At 49.9% G+C, this 17,749-nt stretch carries 19 protein-coding genes and 1 pseudogene; 4 read left to right on the forward strand and 16 right to left on the reverse strand.

The features are described from left to right. Positions 1–405: 405 nt before the first annotated feature. The 10 genes and pseudogenes from DL346_RS29030 to DL346_RS10520 all read right to left on the reverse strand — a co-directional run bounded on the left by DL346_RS29030 (position 406) and on the right by DL346_RS10520 (position 7,485). Positions 406–573 carry a hypothetical protein gene (locus DL346_RS29030; RefSeq protein ID WP_165822461.1) on the reverse strand — a complete coding sequence of 56 codons (168 nt, stop codon included), beginning with the start codon at positions 571–573 and terminating at the stop codon, positions 406–408. A gap of 56 nt (positions 574–629) precedes the next feature. Further along, on the reverse strand, positions 630–1,904 hold the full coding sequence (locus tag DL346_RS10480) for a hypothetical protein (protein WP_112882078.1): 1,275 nt from the start codon (positions 1,902–1,904) through the stop codon (positions 630–632). A 259-nt stretch (positions 1,905–2,163) separates the two neighbouring features. After that, a complete protein-coding gene (locus DL346_RS10485; protein ID WP_112882079.1) occupies positions 2,164–2,679 on the reverse strand; it encodes an SRPBCC domain-containing protein in 516 nt (171 codons plus the stop codon). A 2-nt stretch (positions 2,680–2,681) separates the two neighbouring features. Next, positions 2,682–3,032, reverse strand: a complete 351-nt coding sequence (locus DL346_RS10490; RefSeq protein ID WP_112882080.1) for an ArsR/SmtB family transcription factor — start codon at positions 3,030–3,032, stop codon at positions 2,682–2,684. A gap of 349 nt (positions 3,033–3,381) precedes the next feature. Beyond that, the gene (locus DL346_RS10495; RefSeq protein ID WP_112882081.1) at positions 3,382–3,822 is read right to left on the reverse strand and encodes a GNAT family N-acetyltransferase; all 441 of its coding nucleotides are present in this window, start codon (positions 3,820–3,822) and stop codon (positions 3,382–3,384) included. A gap of 127 nt (positions 3,823–3,949) precedes the next feature. After that, positions 3,950–4,429: a GAF domain-containing protein gene (locus tag DL346_RS10500; RefSeq protein WP_112882082.1), complete on the reverse strand. Its 480-nt coding sequence runs from the start codon at positions 4,427–4,429 to the stop codon at positions 3,950–3,952. A gap of 69 nt (positions 4,430–4,498) precedes the next feature. Further along, the gene (locus tag DL346_RS10505) at positions 4,499–4,993 is read right to left on the reverse strand and encodes a cysteine hydrolase family protein (protein WP_112882083.1); all 495 of its coding nucleotides are present in this window, start codon (positions 4,991–4,993) and stop codon (positions 4,499–4,501) included. A gap of 24 nt (positions 4,994–5,017) precedes the next feature. Beyond that, positions 5,018–5,140, reverse strand: a pseudogene (locus DL346_RS10510) (NUDIX hydrolase); the annotation flags it as partial. 62 nt (positions 5,141–5,202) lie between these two features. Continuing rightward, entirely contained in the window at positions 5,203–6,045 is an 843-nt protein-coding gene (locus DL346_RS10515; protein ID WP_112882084.1) for a hypothetical protein, read from the reverse strand. A 63-nt stretch (positions 6,046–6,108) separates the two neighbouring features. Next, positions 6,109–7,485 (reverse strand): aminotransferase-like domain-containing protein, encoded by a 1,377-nt coding sequence (locus DL346_RS10520; RefSeq protein WP_112882085.1) that lies wholly within the window; start codon positions 7,483–7,485, stop codon positions 6,109–6,111. Positions 7,486–7,603: 118 nt separating this feature from the next. Between DL346_RS10520 and DL346_RS10525 the strand changes: the two genes are divergently transcribed. Then, positions 7,604–8,548, forward strand: coding sequence for a DMT family transporter (locus DL346_RS10525; protein WP_112882086.1), 945 nt, complete (start codon positions 7,604–7,606; stop codon positions 8,546–8,548). Between the two features lie 121 nt (positions 8,549–8,669). Here DL346_RS10525 and DL346_RS10530 read toward each other — a convergent pair whose 3' ends face one another. Then, positions 8,670–9,482, reverse strand: a complete 813-nt coding sequence (locus DL346_RS10530; RefSeq protein ID WP_112882087.1) for a class I SAM-dependent methyltransferase — start codon at positions 9,480–9,482, stop codon at positions 8,670–8,672. A 61-nt stretch (positions 9,483–9,543) separates the two neighbouring features. Beyond that, positions 9,544–9,906, reverse strand: coding sequence for a VOC family protein (locus tag DL346_RS10535; protein ID WP_112882088.1), 363 nt, complete (start codon positions 9,904–9,906; stop codon positions 9,544–9,546). A gap of 152 nt (positions 9,907–10,058) precedes the next feature. Between DL346_RS10535 and DL346_RS10540 the strand changes: the two genes are divergently transcribed. Continuing rightward, the gene (locus tag DL346_RS10540) at positions 10,059–10,454 is read left to right on the forward strand and encodes a YmaF family protein (RefSeq protein WP_112882089.1); all 396 of its coding nucleotides are present in this window, start codon (positions 10,059–10,061) and stop codon (positions 10,452–10,454) included. Between the two features lie 57 nt (positions 10,455–10,511). Here DL346_RS10540 and DL346_RS10545 read toward each other — a convergent pair whose 3' ends face one another. The 4 genes from DL346_RS10545 to DL346_RS10560 all read right to left on the reverse strand — a co-directional run bounded on the left by DL346_RS10545 (position 10,512) and on the right by DL346_RS10560 (position 15,082). Next, positions 10,512–10,979 (reverse strand): GyrI-like domain-containing protein, encoded by a 468-nt coding sequence (locus DL346_RS10545; protein WP_112882090.1) that lies wholly within the window; start codon positions 10,977–10,979, stop codon positions 10,512–10,514. Positions 10,980–10,993: 14 nt separating this feature from the next. Next, positions 10,994–11,245, reverse strand: coding sequence for a hypothetical protein (locus DL346_RS10550; RefSeq protein WP_112882091.1), 252 nt, complete (start codon positions 11,243–11,245; stop codon positions 10,994–10,996). 257 nt (positions 11,246–11,502) lie between these two features. Continuing rightward, positions 11,503–13,224 (reverse strand): assimilatory sulfite reductase (NADPH) hemoprotein subunit, encoded by a 1,722-nt coding sequence (gene cysI / locus DL346_RS10555; RefSeq protein WP_112882092.1) that lies wholly within the window; start codon positions 13,222–13,224, stop codon positions 11,503–11,505. Between the two features lie 34 nt (positions 13,225–13,258). After that, positions 13,259–15,082: an assimilatory sulfite reductase (NADPH) flavoprotein subunit gene (locus DL346_RS10560; protein WP_112882093.1), complete on the reverse strand. Its 1,824-nt coding sequence runs from the start codon at positions 15,080–15,082 to the stop codon at positions 13,259–13,261. A 287-nt stretch (positions 15,083–15,369) separates the two neighbouring features. Between DL346_RS10560 and DL346_RS10565 the strand changes: the two genes are divergently transcribed. Together DL346_RS10565 and DL346_RS10570 are read left to right on the forward strand one after the other, a co-directional pair. Continuing rightward, complete coding sequence (locus DL346_RS10565; RefSeq protein ID WP_240633197.1) at positions 15,370–16,461, forward strand: nucleoside-triphosphatase; 1,092 nt, start codon at positions 15,370–15,372, stop codon at positions 16,459–16,461. A gap of 602 nt (positions 16,462–17,063) precedes the next feature. Continuing rightward, the gene (locus DL346_RS10570) at positions 17,064–17,498 is read left to right on the forward strand and encodes a PCYCGC motif-containing (lipo)protein (RefSeq protein WP_112883060.1); all 435 of its coding nucleotides are present in this window, start codon (positions 17,064–17,066) and stop codon (positions 17,496–17,498) included. Positions 17,499–17,749 lie beyond the last annotated feature (251 nt).

The following is a 17,749-nucleotide window of genomic DNA, read 5'->3' on the forward strand; positions in this document are numbered from 1 at the left end:
TGTAGAGAAACCTACATTTTTCAAACTGTGGGATTCTCTTTTGTTTTTTTCCAGATGGAAGGCAAACTATTCGAAATTGCCTCATGCTACCGCGCATACGCTAACGGTTGCCACGCAAGCTATTTAGCCTCAAATGGCCCATTTGAAATTCTAACGGTTCTCAGAACCGCTATTTGCTATTGGGGCAGCGAATTCTTCCCATTTGGCTCAAGTAACGCCTCTGGCGACCGTTAGATTTTAAGAAAGGCTATTTTAGGGCAAATAAACACTGGGGCATCCGTTAGAATTTTCGGGCGCTCTCTCGTGCTACCGCGCACTCGCTAACCATATAAAAGTCGGTAAGCCCGCCAATCAAACGATGGTGGGATTCTCTGCAATCTAAAGAGACCCGAACAGGGTCTCTTTTTAATTCGGTCTTTTATCCATTTGCTCAAATAGATAAAAGATGAGTGCCAAGCCTGCGCCAACGATTACAAAGACAAGAAGATTCGATAAATCATAAGCATCCCGAAGCCGATCCATCAGCACAAACCAAATAAATGCGACAACGTATTTTAACCATCTGCTTCTCACTGAATAAATCCTTCTCTCGTGACCAAATGACTTCTTCTTCTATCTTGCCCTGTCAATTACTTTCTTACTAGCCGCTCAGAGAAGAATGAAATCCCGCGTTTGAATGCGCACAGTCCATATAACATCGAGCTCCAGTCGATCAAGGTCACATGCGTCGGATACCATCTGTTCGGCAGCTCGAGATGCGGCCATGAATATCTGTGCAATCCGTACTTGTAAGCCGCTCTAAACTTTTGCTCATCCTCCCGATCGTTTTCATTCGTGTATACGTCATATGGGATATGCGTCTGATAGAGAGCGTATAAATCATAGATGCCTGCAGGATAAACCGGCAGGAAACCTGCGACGACGTAGGCTGAAGCAATGTCCCCCGGCGATCTGTCGATCGCATCCGCGTGGTAGCCCGGCACGCCCTCGCCCTCCAGACCACCGTTCGGGCCGGCTCCGTAACCCCAAACATAGGACGGAACATTCAATTCTTTCCACTTCAAGCGGTCAGCCATGCAAGCGTTGGCATAAAACTCGCGGTAAACCGGGCTCGTCGCGTATTCCGGCACCAGATAGAAAGGAAATTGATGGACGAAAGAGGACAAGAAGACCGGCGGGTGATCGGCAAGCACCGGAATATCGCGGTAATGCGAAATCGGCAGCTCTTTGATGCGTTCCTCCGCGAAATTGTTATGCCATAGATCCTGAATGTCTTGATTGTCCGGCTGGCACAACAGAGCAAGATAAGAAACCAATACATATTCGTTATACGCAGGCAAAGGCGCAGTGCCTTGACCATCCTTCACGATCATGTTGATTACGCCCTTGTCCTTATCCGCTACAACCACGCGCCAGTCGATCGACTGCAACAGCTCCTGCGCCAATTGTCCGAGTTCAGGAGCCCGGTCCTTGAAATGTTGTCCGGCAATAAGCGCACCGACGACTAACAACGAAGTATCGATGGTCGATATTTCGGAACGGATGTTTTCTCCGGTTTCCATATCGATAAAATGCGCGAAAAATCCGGTAGCTTCATCGCGAGCAGGACGGCATCCGTCGATTTGTCCCAGAACGCAGCGCAATGTGACCAGCGCTTTCTCGGCGGCATGCTCATCCCAGCCTTCCATATCGGCAACGCACAGGCTGATCAGACCTACACCGGTGGCTGCCATGGAGCATCTGGCTTCGGGATTGTCACGGAATGCGTAATAACCATCTCCGTACAAGCCCGTTCTTTGATTTCGCGACGCATCGAATAAGGCATAGGAATCCTTGTACTGTCTGTCGAAAAACGCTTTCACTTTGTTCGGCAGCTGTTCATAATATTCGGTTACTTGGTACATGCTCCTCACCTCTTCTGCAGTTCATAGATGCAAGATGCTCAAATAAAACTGGCCATGCATCTTGAGCTATTTTAACACTATCTCCCTGCCAATGGTATTCTGTATGTTAAATAAGAATGGAACAGTTGTTGAGCCAACTGTTCCATTCCTCGGTTCTTATTTAATTGTGCGAGATGCCTAGAACGCGCAAACTGCTCCGACATAAAACAGGAACCATAGTTAGAAGACCTAGATACGATTCCTTTCTTTTGTTATTTCTTTATTTCACTTCGTTCAAGTGTTCTTCCAAACGGTCCCAAGTTTCGGAGATACCCTGCAGCATACCCATGTCAATCACCGTCTTGAGAGCTTCTGCGCTCACATATTCGGCACGGTTGACAAGCTTTGTCTTGCCGCCCTGATCGACAAACTCAAGCGTGACCTCAGTCGCAGGCAAGTTCTCGTCAACGTTGCCTTCCGCATCCGAGAAGTAATCGGTGTAGACGATTTTCTCCGGTTTGACAATTTCTTTATAAACGCCTTTACCCCAGGATTCCATGCCATAGAACTCGCCTTGGCTCTGATCCATGCACTTCATGCAGTAGTGCCAAACACCGCCCGGCCGAAAATCAATCTTGCAAACCGGAACCTCCCAGCCTCTCGGACCCCACCAGCGCTTGAGATGCTCTGCCTCGCTAAATACCTTAAACACGAGATCGCGCGGCGCGTCGAACACGCGCTCAAGGACAAGCACCTTTTCGTTCTCTACTCTTGAAACTGTTGCACTCATGGACATTGTTATTCCTCCTCATGATTTTTCATTTGCAGTTCACGCAAGTAGGCATCCAGATTATCGAATCTGTCTTCCATAATGCGTTGGAACGACTTTAACCAATCATTCAACTCTTGGAACGGCGCAGCCCGAAGCTTGTAAATCCGGCGGTTGGCTTCCGCCTTCATTTCCAAAATCCCGTGATCGCTAAGCACCTTCAAGTGCTTCGATGCTTGAGGCTGGCGAAGTCCCAGCCGGTCTGCGATTTCCCCTACGGTCAGGGGACCTTCACGCAGCAGTTCGACGATTCTCATACGGTTAGGTTCTGCCAATGCGCTCAACGTCGTCACGTCCATGCCCGGAAGATTTCCTGACATGTCATTCACCTCATTAAGTGATGGTTTCTTGGTATAACTCCAACTCCTTCATCACTAATTATATCTCTGTCTTGATTTAAATATACATGACAAGGAATATTCCTGTAAAGGAATATTTGTGGCAAATCGAAAAAGTAGTTGAATTATTAAATTTTGATATCACTACTGAATATTACTAGATTAAGCGTTAACTAAAATATCTATTTCACCCGGACAACAATGGCGGCAACCTTCCTGAAATCAGCCATGTCACGATCTACGTGCAAAAACAAACTTGTGGCTGCTCGCAATCCTAATTGTCATACAAAAACTGAAGCCCGGCGATCCTGTATCGTCCGGGCTTCTGTAATCACTCTCGATTACGGTAGGCTTTTTCATGGTACTTCGTAATGATTTTGAACAGCGATTTGCCGGTGTCGTTTGGCTTGAAAGCAGGAACAATAGGCAGATACATCGCGCGGTAAGTTTCGGGTACCCAAATATAGCGGTGAACATAATCCGTCTGCAGGAAACCGGCTTTCTCCCAGAATCGAATGCGCTCCGCATTCTCGGCTGTCGGCTCCGCTTCCACCTCGATAATAATCGCGCGGCATGCCTCAGACGTTTCCGCCCAAGTGCGGATGGTTTCGACGCATGCGCGGCCGAGACCGCTCCCTCGCCTGCTTGCCCGCACGGCCAAATGATCGAGAATAACCACTTGCGCGACCCGATCGGTGGAGGTGAGTGCCATTGCGGCAACTTCACCAAACTCGTTCCACGTGTGCAGCGAACATAGCTTTCGTTCGAACATGCGGCGAATTATGGAGCGGTTCTTCCCCTTGTGCTCTGGGAAAGCCTCGCTCTAAACGACCTCCGCCTTCAGCCATAATGCTTCATCCCAAACCGTTGTTACGTTGTAGTCCATAGGCTGCATGAGTTTACAGATGGGAACATAGCTGCTCAACAAACTTTTCCAAGTATGCCTGATCAAGCTCGTCGAAGCGGTTCAACTCCGGGCTATCGATGTCCAATACCCCTAGCAGCTTGCCCTCCTTCATCATCGGAATGACGATCTCCGACTGAGAGGAAGCGTCGCAAGCGATATGGCCCGGGAACTCGTGAACGTTTTCGACCCGAACCGTCTCCCTCAAGCTGGCTGCTTTGCCGCAAACGCCGCGGGAGAGCGGAATGCGTACGCAAGCCGGCAGTCCTTGAAACGGTCCCAGCACAAGCTCGTCTTCTTTATACAGATAAAACCCGACCCAGTTGATTCGATTCAGAAACTGATTGAGCAGCGCCGATGCATTGGATAGGTTGGCAATGCGGTCCGTTTCTCCTTGCAGCAGGGCATGAAGTTGGCTGATCACCAAGTCATAATTTTGCTCGCGTGATCCGCTGTAGGCTTTCGTATGAAACATATCGTCGGCTCCTTTAAGCGTAAAAAAATGCAATCATCCCTTTATTTTAGCGCAAGGGGAGAATGCAGATCAATGTGAGTGCTCAGCCAGATAGTTGATTGCGGTATGCGAGATCAGATTTCGATCTCGATATGTGGAAGCGATGATGTCGGCATGCGTGCTTAAAATTCCGTTTTGCAAGAGTACGGCTTTGAATCCGCGCTCTATGGCTCCATTATAAGTAAATAAGACGCAATGCTCTGCCGCAAAGCCTGCGATAATCACCAATTCAACGTTTTGCTCCAATAAAATTTGTTCCAGTTCGGTTTGCCAAAATGCATTGGAGCTCTCTTTCGACACCTTCAAGTCGGATTCATCAATGCGGACTTCTGGAATAATCCCGAATGATTCACGATTCGATTCTAGCATGCCTTCAACATCTTGAATATGAATGACTACATGGCCTTTATCGCGAATGAGACCTGAAACATGATTGATATAAGCACACGCATGTTCGATTACTTTCTTGTCTAGGTCCTCTAAATAGACCGCTTGCATGTCAATAATTAAAAAACCTACCCGCATTGTACGCCTCCTTATAATCGATCATTAAAACTCCACATAAAACGGATGCTGCTCTTCTTGTAAACATAGCTCGATTCGTTGCTTGAAATTTCTCCAAGTGACCATCTCGAGTGCGGCTTCGATCGAGAAAAAACCTACCTCTAACGATTTGGCTGCTGCAGATACGAAATGCTTTGGAGCCACCTCATCGCCTCCTTAATTCCCATTCCCTATTTTGTTGTTTCATCGATGAGTTCCAGTCTTCGTGCTGAAGTTTGAACGGGAAGGGAATCGTTAAACATTCCTGTTGACCATAGTCGTACCTCTTGCTGCTCTTTAAGATCTTCAAATGTGATCGGAGCTCCTTGTGCATTGACGATTTCCGAATGCTCCCCGAATCCGAATAGGATACTGGGCTCTTCCTTACCCTCTTCAAGAATGAGAATCTGACGATGTGAAGGGTCGATCTTTACAATGGTTCCGACAAACTCCGCTTTCTCGCTCAAGGCTTGGATGTCGTAAGTGATCAACGCTGGGTCGATCAGTCGTTCAATTTCCGGTTTTGCTTTAGCTTCACTCGTATCGGGCATCGAAATGATAAGTTTGTTCTTTATTACATCAATATTGGAGCCGTATAAATTCAATGTACGATAAAGCTCGCGATCACTAAGCTTCTGCTGTGCCTCTTCAAGCTCTTCAATCGAATGAGCAACATGGACTAATTGATAAGTGCCGGCTGCATATTGGTCAGCAAGCAATTGCCTGATCTCATCATTCAATCCTACGATATTGATGTATACTTTCCCGTCTTTCAGATAGATATCGCCATTTGCAATCTGTTGTTCGTCCAAAAAACCGCGAACTCCGCCTGGTTCAGCCGCCGCATTGATCGTGCCGGTACCTGCCGGATTCCGGTCAGCCGTATCGACTTGCGGGGCATTCCCGGAATCGCCGCTTAATGATGTTGTAGAAGGTTCATCGTTGCTGCCGCTCGTTTCCATCCGCGGATCACAGCTAACGACAAGTACGGCTAAGCTAACCAGCAGCAGATTGAATAGTAATTGTCGTTTCATGGAACACCTCTCCTTCTCGAACATTAAGACGAGATTTCGGTTCATTATGTTGCCTGTCGAGCTTTAGAAATGTCTCGCGATCGTTACTAACCGCCTCACGCCTTCGCGCAGTTGACTTTCATTGACGAACGAAAAGCACAATCGGATGCGGTCATCAATAGCGTTCATCGGATCGCAAATCGTGCCCGGAATGAAAGATACGGATTGCCGCAAACATTCATCCAAATAAGGAGTCACCGGGAAACCATCCGGCAGCTTGATCCACAGATACAGCCCGCCTTTTGGACTGACCCATTGCCAGTCAGGCGCTTGCGCTTGGATCAGTTCTTCCTCCATAATGTCGCGCCGAATTTGCAGGGCAATGCGCAGCTTCTTCAAATGCTGCTGCATGCGGTCGGATTCGAAGTAATGCAGAAAAATCTTTTGATTGACGAGAGGAGTACCGTTATCCGCCAACGATTTAGACGAGATGAGCGGCTGAATGACCGATTTGCGCCCCATTACCGCACAGATTCGCAGCCCCGGGGCGACATATTTGCAAAAACTGCGGATGTACACGACCCACCCCTCCGTATCGTAAGAGAACAGCGGCGGCGGCGGCGGCTGATCGAAATACATATCGTTAAACGCATCATCCTCGATGAGCAGGCAGCGGTAACGTTCGGCCAGTTCGACAAGCTGCTTGCGCTGCGCCGATGGCACCGTGTAACCGGTCGGATTGTGAAAGGTCGGATTCATGTAAAAAAATCGCGGCCGGTGCTGCTTCATCACCTGCTCAACCTTCTCCAAATCGTAGCCTTCCGGCGTGATGTCCACGGCAAAAAAACGGGCGCCATACGCACGAAATACGTCCAGCGCCGCACTATACGTCGGCCGCTCGACCATGATCGCATCCATAGGCCGTATGTACGTACGAGCGATTAAGTCGATCGCTTGCTGCGCGCCGGATGTGATAAGCAGCTCGCTTGCCGTCAGCTGCAGCCGGTGCTTTCGAACCATGTACCTGCTCAAGTGCTCGCGTAATTCCTCATCCCCTTGTGCCGTGGAGTACGTGCCCATTAGCTTCGGATAGATATCGAACACTTGTTTCACATAGTCCGACAGGAACAAATTGGGCAGCAAGTTCGGATCGATGATCGCCGTCGAAAACTGATAAATAGCGGGTTTGCGCTGGATTTCGGATAACTTGTTTTTCCAATGGCGCTCTGAATCATCCGATTCGACCTGCGGCTTGTGCCTGCTAGCCACATAGTAGCCCGATTTCTCTTTGACCTCGACTTTGCCTTCCTGTTTGAGATGCTGATACGCCTTAAACACCGTCAGGCGGTTGACGTCGAGCTCCAATGCCAGCTGACGAACCGAAGGCAGCTTCTCCCCAGCGTTCCAATCGCCGCGCTCGATCTGATTCACCACATACTCATAGACTTGTCTGTATAGCATCGCTCTCGCCCCCATTACGTTGTTACCATTGTACACGATTTTCAATCGAATCTGTTCTATCGCTATTCCTCTGTTCTATTTGCATGCGAGTATGATACTTAACAAAGGGGGAGCAGCTATGATTATTGTCAACTATTTGATTGTATGTCTTATTTTCGGCACGACGTTTCTCGCGATCAAGATCGGCGTAGACGCTTCGGCGCCGCCGTTTTTCTCAGCGGGTGTGCGCTTCTTTGCCGCCGGCTTGATTTTATTTCTGTGGATGGTGTGGAGGAAAAAAGCCCGCTGGTCCATTCTGCTGCGCAAAGAAATGCTGCTGACGGGCATCGGTTTGACTTTCGGTACGTTTTCCACCTTGTACTGGGCCGAACAATACGTCAGCTCGGGTATCGCAGCGGTGCTGTCAGCTACAGGACCGATGATGATACTCGTGCTTCAAACGATTGCGCTGCGGAAACTGCCCGACAAACGGGCATTCGTCGGCTGCTTCATCGGCTTTGCCGGCGTAATATTGCTGCTGCTGCCTAGCTTGACAGTGTCGGCCAGCAAATGGTGGGTGATCGGCAGCATCGCCATTCTAGTCGGCGAATTTTGCTACTGCGCAGGTGCGCTCTACTCCAAAGGAGTCATTCAGCGCTTCCGGGACACGTCGCCGATTGCGCTGAATGCCGCTCAAATGCTCTATGGCGGGATTCTGCTGCTGCTGCTGTCGGTTTGCACAGAACCGCTGAATGTCAGCAACATGCTGGCGCCGAAAGCGATCGGCTCCATGCTCTACTTGATCGTCATCGGTTCCATGGTCGGACACAGCCTGTTCTACTGGCTCGTCGCCAAGACGAACCCTGTCTTTCCGTCCACATGGCTGTATATCTCTCCGCTCATCGCGTTGATCGTCGGCGTGTCGTTCTATAACGAAACGGTAACTTGGGTTTCGCAGCTCGGCGTCGTTACGATCATTACGGGGACAATTATCGTCAACTGGGACAGTTTGCGCCAGTTGCTCCGAAAGCGTGATCACCGCGCGGAGCCGGACCTGTTGCGGAAGCCCGAGATCCAGACATGAAAAAAGAGGCATTCCTATAAGCTGGCACTTGCTGCTTAGGGAACGCCTCTTTTGCTTCTATAACTTCCTTTTTTACTAGAGTTCGATATTTACGCTTCGGCTGACCACGCCACGGAAATCGTTATTTCACATCACTTATCCGGCGGGCAACATGAAGGACTGCGCCCCAATGACGGCGAACCGATCGATCCGGTCGTCGAAGGAGACGCTCGCGAATCTCGCTGAAGAGCTTGTTCTGCTTCCATTTCTCCATCAGGATGTGGCCGGAAAATGTTCGGAGCAGCTGAATATAGGCCTCAACCTGATAGATACGCTCCCAGTCGAAATGCCGAATATGAACGACCTCGAACAGGCCGCTTCGCTCAATCTCTTCACTCTGTTCACGCAATTCGCCTGACCGCGGACAGAATGAGTCGTCCGGTTTCCCCTCGCCTAATTCTTCGTACACGCTTTGGATTTCACGAAAGAACGGATCTCCGCCATCGGGAAACACATGGGCTGCATGCCAGAATGCCAGGTGTCCGCCGGGACGCAGAACCTGCCATGCCTTGGCGTACCGGACTTCGGGATCGATCCAGTTCCAAGCTGTTGCGGCGAATACTAGATCAAACCTCCTTCCCGCCTCGGGCTGCCAATCCTCAAACCGTCCCTCGATTACGTTTGCGTCCATACCGGCAAGGTTTCGACGTGCAGCAGAAGCAAGCGCAGCGCCAAGCTCTACGCATGTAATCGAAAATCCGCGCTTGGCTAACGAGATTGTAGCCTTGCCTGTAGCGCAGCCAACTTCTAATAAATGATCCCCAGACTTCAAGCCTGCTGCACGGATCAGCTCGCCGAACAATTCGTCCGGGTAGTCCGGCCGGGCCTGTTGATAGAGGTCGGCGGCTTGGTCAAACGTTTTGCGCAATGCTTTGTAGTCGTTATTTGAAACCAAAATTCCTCACTCCTTTCCTTTAAAACAAAAAGAAGTCGCCGCCGCAACTCCTTCTTATTCGTTAAATCGAGCAAGCCATCAATACATTTCCGTCCAAGTCTTTAAAGTGGATGACTTCCGCATCCTTATAGACAATTTCAACTCCAAGATCAGTGAGGAATTGCAAAGCGGATTGATGATCCGGTGCCGTTAAGCTGAACATGGGCGCCGTAGAAGGGTCTACCTTCTCTCTTTTCTCTAGAAATAGATTCGAACAACGACTGTCGCTGAAATTAAAAATATGGATATCTTCTCTGGCCGTTTCCGGACTCGGCAATCCCAGCAACCGGCAATACCAGTCTACGGATTGTTTTATATCGGTTACATAGACAAATACCGCGGGCAAAATGGGCTTGATTGGAGTTGCTTTCATTTGCTCTAGCATGAGCTTTGCCTCCCGAGATATGGAATAAATTGCCTGACTTATAATAGCATATTCACCTTGAACTGTATAGGCAAATGCCGTTACACGGCCGCATTCTTCCGCCATACACTATCCCGATACAAGTAATCATTGATCCTGAAAGGAGCTTGAGCATGAAAATCCCCGTTACAGGATTTATCATCGATTCCGGTGAAGATGATTCCCTCCACTCCCACAAGCTCTTTATCACATCTTGGGACGGCAGTTCTCGCCAAACCCATATTCATTCCATATCCGGGATGACCACCGTAAATGACGGTCATGATCATCAGTATGTGAATTGGACCGCCCCTGCCCCAACCGGCGTACCTCATACGCACAACTATCGTACGGTCACATTTGTCAGCCAGGGCCATACCCATACCATCCAAGGAACGACCGGTCCTGCGATTGCCCTTCCCAATGGAGGGCATTATCATGTGTTTGAAGGGGTTACGACGGTTGATGGCCGAAACCCTCATTCACACGGCTACAGCGGTCGAACAGGCGTCGACGTCAGCAGCATGTAAAATTAATCGCTCCAATACTACATGAAAAAAGCCGCGATTATGCGGCTTTTCGTATTATTATACAACCGGAAAATACATCTCAATTACAGTGTCTTCCCGTTCCAAGGCATGAACATCGTGCCAATATTCGATGTCGACAGGCCGATGACCGAGATGCTCGTTGATGTATTCGTAGGTTTCCGAAATCCGGGATTCCGGGCCTAGATGGATCGTTTTCACATATTGTCCGCCGGGCAGTGTATGGGCGATCATGTCTGCTGGAAGCGTCTGGTGTTCGGCAACTTCAAGCGCAATAATGTGACGGTACGGTCGATCGTGGGTCCAATATCCGTCTTCCGGATAGATTTGCACCAAATAGACGCCCGCGTTCAATACGCCTTCCAACTCATCCCTCCGCTGCACCAGGTTCTCGCGCAGTGTGCCGACGATTTTCGATTCTAGGACTTGATTCAAGCTTTGGATAATCTCGAACCCTATCAGCCGGATTTCCCCTCTGTCCACTCGCTCAACCTGACGCGTCTGCATTTGAAGATCGCCCCCTACATGAATTTACGGCATAGCTCGCACTTCTTTACCTTCGGGTATTCTCTGGCTTCAAAAAAGTCTTCCGTAAAAAAGTAGCGGCCATGCTGACCCTCTTTCTCAAGCACCTTCGTTCGAAAATGAGTGATATCGACTGCGGTACACCGGTTCGAGTGCATCTTCCGGCCGTTCACGTCATCGGCGATGATAAAGTACCCCTGAGTTCCCTTATACGTTTTGAAATCCTCTAAAGAAGTGATGGGAATCATCTGCTCACCTCATTACATGTGCTTTACTAGAAAATTCGATATCGAGGTTACTATCCCCTGCTGCTCAATGTAAAATATAGTAAATTTTCCTTCGGTTCACGTTCCTGAATGAAACCCAGCTTCTGAAGAAGCCGCTGCGATTGAAGGTTTGTTTCAATATCCGGGTACTTCACTATGCAATACCGCCTTTTGTTTATGAATGATAGGTTTGACCAAAAAAACAGTGAACCCGCTAAGGGTTCACTGCTTGTGCGTGATCAGTCATGAAAATCAAGGCCCGAATGGACTTCCTTGACGTACTCTGCACGAATGCAGAAGTCTCCGAAATGCTCGCCATCCTTGCGTTCCTTGGCGTAATGGTTTAAGATCGGACGAAGCTCGTTTAGGATTTCGGTTTCGCCGATATTCTCACGATAGAGCTTGTTGAGCCGGTTTCCGACGAAGCCGCCGCCCAAGTACATATTGTATTTGCCCGGTGCTTTGCCGATGAATGAAATTTCCGCCAGTGCCGGGCGGGCGCAGCCGTTCGGGCACCCTGTCATCCGGATGACGATCTCATCGTCTCGAAGACCCGCTTCATCCAAAATCAATTCAAGCTTATCGAGCAGCGTAGGCATGTAGCGTTCCGACTCCGCCATCGCCAGACCGCAAGTCGGCAGCGCTACGCAGGCCATCGAACTTCTGCGCAGCGCAGAGTAAGCTGCTCCATCCGTAAGCTGATAGGTCTCGATGAGCTGGTCGATTTTCTTCTTCTTCTGACTGGATACATTGCCAATAAGCAGATTCTGGTTCGGTGTAAGGCGGAAATCCCCTTTGTGGATCTTGGCAATCTCCCGCAAGCCGGTCATGAGCTGATAACCGCCCTCGTCTTTCACTCGGCCGTTCTGGATAAACAATGTATAATGCCAGTTGTTGTTGTTTCCCTTCACCCAGCCGTAACGGTCTCCGTTACGGTCGAATTTGTAGGCTCGCGTTTCCTGCAGCTTCCATCCAAGCCGCTGCTGCAGCTCGTCGATAAACCACTCGATGCCGCGGTCGTCAATGGTGTACTTGAACCGCGCATGCTTCCGGACCGCGCGGTCGCCGTAATCGCGCTGAATAGTAACGGTCTTCTCCGCCACATCGACGAGCTGCTCCGGCGTAACAAACCCGATCGCGCGCGCCACTTGCGGATATGTCTTCGGATCGCCGTGCGACATCCCCATGCCGCCGCCGACAGCGACATTGAAACCGAGCAATTGCCCGTTCTCATGAATCGCAATGAAGCCCAAGTCTTGAGAGAATACATCGACCTCATTCTCCGGCGGAATCGCAAAACCGATCTTGAATTTACGCGGCAAATAGACAGCTCCGTAAATTGGCTCCTGCTCTTCTCCGTCTCTGCTGTCCGCCACTTTCTCCTCATCGAGCCATATTTCGTGATAGGCCCGCGTATGCGGATCGAGGTGATGGCTCACTTTCTTCGCCCACTCGTATACCTGTTCGTGGACCTCAGACTGATAAGGATTCGGGTTGCACATAACGTTGCGGTTGACGTCACCGCATGCTGCAAGCGTGCTGAGCAGCTCATCGTTGACTTCCTTGATCACGTTCTTCATATTCCACTTGATGACTCCATGCAGCTGGAAAGACTGCCTCGTCGTCAACCGAATCGTCCCATTGGCATACCGCTGCGCAATCCGATCCATCATGAGCCATTGCTCTGGCGTTACAATCCCGCCGGCGGCGCGAACGCGCACCATGAACTGATAAGCCGGCTCCAGCTTCTGTTTGTTTCGTTCGTTGCGCAAATCGCGGTCATCTTGCATGTAGCTTCCGTGAAATTTCATCAGCCGGTTATCGTCTTCAGAGATGGCGCCGGTAATCCGGTCCTTCAACGACTCCTCCAGCGTTCCTCGCAAATAGTTACTTCTGCTCTTGATTGCCTCGACGTCGCTGTGCGGCGCGCTGTTAGGCGATAGCAGGTTATTGTCTGACATGCCTTTGCCTCCTTGCTTTCTTCTGCCCCTAGGCTCAATAGACATCCCGTTGATAGCGTTTCTCCTGCTGCATCTTGGACAAGTATGCAGCTGCGTCTTCCTCGCTCAAACCGCCTTCTTGCTTCAAAATCGTCAGCAGCGCGGCATGAACGTCATGCGCCATCTTCTTCTCGTCACCGCAGATGTAGACAACGGCTCCTTCTTCCAGCCACTGATACAGCTCCTTGCTGTTTTCGAGCATGCGATGCTGTACGTATACCTTCTGATCCGTATCCCGCGAGAAGGCGACGTCCATGCGGGTTAACACGCCTTCCTTGAGCCAGCGCTGCCATTCGACTTGATACAGAAAATCCGTTGCAAAATGCTGATCGCCATAGAACAGCCAAGTCTTACCTTCCGCCCCAAGCTCCTCGCGTTCGCCAAGGAAAGCGCGGAATGGTGCTACTCCGGTGCCGGGACCGATCATAATAATCGGCGTATCCGGATTGGAAGTCAGCTTAAAGTTTGGATTATCCTGCACGAAGATCGGCAGATTTTGTCCCGGTTCAAGGCGCTCCGATACGAAGGTCGAGCAGACGCCGTAGCGGACTCTTCCCGCGTTCTCGTAATGCACCTTGCGGACCGTCAAATGAACCTCTTCCGGATAGGCCTTGGCACTGCTGGATATGGAGTACAATCTCGGCGGCAATTTTCGCAGCTGGGCCGTGAACGCTCCTGCATCTATGCCGTTCAAATCGTAGTCCTGAGCCAGATCAAGCAGATCGCGGCCCTTGCAGTAGGCTCTTAATTCCTGCTCATTGCCTGCCGAAAGCAAATGCTGTAATCCGCTGTTCGGGGCAATCGCAGCAATCTTCTCTATCAATGCCGCGGACAGCACCGTAATTTCATAGTGGCTTGTCAGCGCTTCTTTAAGCGTACACGGCTCCGTGCTTTTAGGGAGCGATACGGGTTCATCCTGCTGCCATCCCATCGCTTCGATCAGCTCGTCGACTAGACGCGGATGATTCTGCGGATAAATGCCGATGCTGTCGCCAGGTTCGTATTGAATGCCGGAATCCTCCAGCGAAATCTCCAGGTGACGCGTTTCCCGATCCGATCCGCGCCCGTTTAAATTCAAATTCTCAAGCACGGCCGCTTGGAACGGATTAGCTCGTGAATATTCCGTTGGTTGCCCGATTCCGGCGCCCGGAGAGTCTAGGACCGCCGTTGCCGATGGAGCCGTTGCCGCCGCCTGTCCCAGGGACGCAAGCACGCTTGAGAACCACTGCTCGGAAGCATCGTCGAAGTCGACATCGCAATCGACGCGCGGCGCAATCCGCTTGGCCCCAAGCTCTTCGAGACGTTGGTCAAAGTCCTTGCCCGTCTTGCAGAAGAACTCGTAGGACGTATCGCCGAGCGCCAAGACCGAGAAAGACATCCCGCTCAATTGAGGCGCCCGCTTGCTGTGCAAATATTCGTAGAACGAAATCGCATTGTCCGGCGGGTCCCCTTCGCCATGCGTGCTCACGAGAATGAGCAGGTTCTCCACTTTCTTTAGCGTGTTTGGCTTGAAGTCGATCATCGATAACGTCGTGACCTGAAGACCCTGATCTTGAAGCTTGCCGGCCAATTTTTTCGCCAGCTTGTGGCTGTTTCCGGTTTGTGACCCGAATAGCACCGTCACTTCTTTGGATACCGCCGGTATACTTGCTGCCGGCACTCCTTGCGGAGCTGCCGTACCCGCCTGAGTACCCGCGGCCTGGAATGCGGTTAAATAACCGCTTAACCAAATCTTTTGCCCTTCCGTCAATGTGGGGAGCAAGCGGTTTAGCAATTCCACTTGCTCCTGCCCGAATGGACTGTTCGTTACTTGCAGCATGCGTTCAACCCACCTCACTCGATTAGCCTCGGATAATTCCGATTTTTCGGATTCGATTGCAAACATTCATATACATAACGTAACATGCAAAGCTTGGCTGAACAATACAGATGATCTTATAGCATTTATAAGGTAAACCAATAAAGCACGAAATACCGCGAAAAAACGACCTTATTGAAGGACGGTCCTGACTCTCGGCCGCTTACGATTTCCCGACACCTCTCACCATCGCCATGAATATACAAATGACATAGGCATTTATCCCACAAAGGAGTGTGTTATAGGTGATGAACAAATCATCCCACTACTTTGCCAGAGGCAATACAGCGCGCGGAGCCCATTTTTTGTATCGGCAAGCTTTTCAAGGATTGAACAAAATCTTTGTCCTTTCGGGTCCTCAGGGTACCGGAAAATCGACCGTCATTCGCAGCTTGAGCGACAGCTTGTTGGAGAAAGGCCAGCACGTGCAGTGCTTCCACTCCCCTCTTCGTCCCGCCGAGCTGGATGGAATCATCGCAACGGATTTGAAGATCGGCGTCGTTGATGGGCGAGTCTGTGAAGGCATCACGGGGAACGAGTCGTGTGAAATTGTGCATGTGGACTTCGAGGAACCGCTCGATAACAGCCGTTTCACCCCCGACCATGCAAGCACGATTAAAGAGCTTCAAAGCAAACTTGATGGTGCCTATGCTAAAGCCTACGAAACATTTTTAACGGCATTAAGGATTCATGACGAATGGGAAAAATATTATATCGAGAACATGGATTTCGAGAAAGCGGATCAGGTGACGCAGGGGCTGATTCGAGATCTGTTCGCGGGTCATGAATCGGATACTCCGACAATTGGACGGCATATGTTCTTCGGAGCTGCCACACCGAAAGGCGCATTCGACTATATTCAAAGCTTGACGGCTCAGCTCGAGAGACGGATTTTCATCAAAGGAAGACCAGGGTCAGGCAAATCGACGCTGCTCAAGAAACTGGCTGCCGCGGCCGAGAAGAAAGGCCTCGAAGTACAGGTGTTCCATTGCGGCTTTGACCCTAACAGCCTGGATATGCTGATTTTCCCGGAGCTCAGCACAGCCATCTTCGACAGCACCGCCCCTCATGAATATTTTCCGGATCGGAACGGTGACGAAATCCTGGATATGTATCCCCTGACAATTACCTCCGGCACCGATGAAGCCTATGCAGCGGAGATCGCCGCCATTAAAGACCGCTATTCGGTTAAAATGAAGGAAGCCACCGCCTGCTTGGCTCAAGCCGAGGCCATCGATTCCCAATTAAAAGCCATCTATGCAGGGGCGACGGATTTCTCGAAGGTTGAGGAGATCCGAACGCAGCTAGCGTCTAAGCTGAAGGAATTGGTAAGCCAATAGGTATCGGCAGTCCTGTTCGTCCCATGTCAGATTTATCTTCATAAAACATCAAAAAGAGCATGCTTTCATTGGAAGCATGCTCTTTTTGCATGAAACGAACAGATCAACCGGAAGATCAAGGAGTTCTCTTTCTTACCATAAGATCAATGATCGTTCCAAGCCCAAACCAAAACGTTACATCCAAAACATAATGCACGGCAGTGGGAATTCGACAGCCAGCATATTCCGTCACCCAAAAAGGCGGACTCGTAAAAAACAATAATAAGTTTTTGTCGTCCCGGCCCGTCATGTTGTATACGACTACTGCTAAAGCAAGCATGGTTAACCACAAACTACATCTCTTTAGAACGTTCAATGTATTGACCTCCAGTATAAGCTTCGATGCGATTCCATTCGATTGTATGAAGAACGAGTGGATTGGAATAGTACCAATTCCTTATGGTACCCTGCCTGAAATCGTTCGAAATTGCGCCACATGCAACCGCGATCATGTCATTCGTGCCTATGGTATAATCGGTGCATGATTCGCAGTTGCCCCGGAGGAGTTGTTGACTTTGAAGAAACGATTACACGCTGCAGTTCTGTCTGTTCTGACGGCAAGCATGCTTCTAAGCGGCTGTGGCGGTAATAAGGAACATGATGATACGCATCATGCCGCAAACGGCGATCTGCGCGAAACCACAGCATCTCTTGAGGAACTTCCCGCATTTTTGGATCACGCATCCGATCATGTTAAGTTAGCTTATGCAGCAGCTGCCGGCGTCTCGGATGTACTCCCCTACATTCCTTGCTATTGCGGATGCGGGGACAGTGCCGGTCATCAAAGTAATTTGAACTGCTTTATTCAACAAGTCCAATCGGATGGAACTGTCGTTTGGGATGATCATGGCACGCGATGCGGGGTATGTATGGATATTGCCATGATGACAGCCGATATGAAAATAAAAGGGAAGTCCGTCAAAGAAATTCGTACGATTATTGACCAGACCTTCTCGGAAGGTTATGCAAAAGCTACGCCGACGCCGATGCCTTCGTAAGCTGATAGAAACATAAAAGCAGTGAGCTCTTTTTGCGAGTTCACTGCTTTTCTCGTTCGTGTTCTGTTTCATTTAGGTTAACGTGCGCAAATAATGGATGAAATCCAACTTTTCATGATGCATCGTTTCGGCTTCTCTTTCCGCTCGTGTCTTACTAAAGTTCAGTTTTTCCTATACCCTCTGGTAAGCGACGTTGATAGGGGTTGTCTTGGCATGGATTTCCGAAATATCCCGACATGACCTGACCGCTT

The sequence above is a fragment of the Paenibacillus montanisoli genome (genome assembly GCF_003268025.1).
GTDB classification, from domain to species: domain Bacteria; phylum Bacillota; class Bacilli; order Paenibacillales; family Paenibacillaceae; genus Paenibacillus_Z; species Paenibacillus_Z montanisoli.